Origin of the sequence: Neisseria flavescens (genome assembly GCF_001618065.1) — a bacterium.
Taxonomy (GTDB): Bacteria; Pseudomonadota; Gammaproteobacteria; order Burkholderiales; family Neisseriaceae; genus Neisseria; species Neisseria flavescens_A.
The window spans coordinates 1-410 of the sequence record NZ_LAEI01000013.1 but is presented as its reverse complement, the minus strand read 5'-3'; the positions used below and the strand labels follow the sequence as shown (position 1 = coordinate 410).

The window sequence follows — 410 nt, the reverse complement described above, 5'->3', positions numbered from 1 at the left end:
CCGAGTGTGACCAAGTCAGGCATCAATGCCGCCGGCAACAAAGTGACCAATGTTGCCGCCGGTACCGATGACACCGACGCCGTCAACTACAGCCAGCTGAAACAGCAAAGCGCCGCCGCCCGTACCGAGGTCGCAGCCGGTACCAACATCAAAGACGTGGTTAAAACGACCGGCGCCAACGGCCAAGACGTTTACACCGTCAACGCCAAAGGCACGACTGCGAAAGCCGGTTCCGACAAAGTGACCGTCACTGCTTCAGCAGAAGACGCGAACAACGTGACCGACTACAGCATCGACTTGGCTGATAACACCAAAGCCGAAATCCAAAAAGGCGTAGATGCCAAAACCACCGTTGACACCAAAGGCCTGACCTTCAACGGCGACAGCGGCAGCACCAATGTCGAGAAACT

The 410-nt window shown here is 56.6% G+C and carries 1 pseudogene; it reads left to right on the top strand.

Annotated features, from left to right (window positions below):
- Window positions 1-410, top strand: a pseudogene (locus tag TW89_RS02725) (hypothetical protein); the annotation flags it as partial.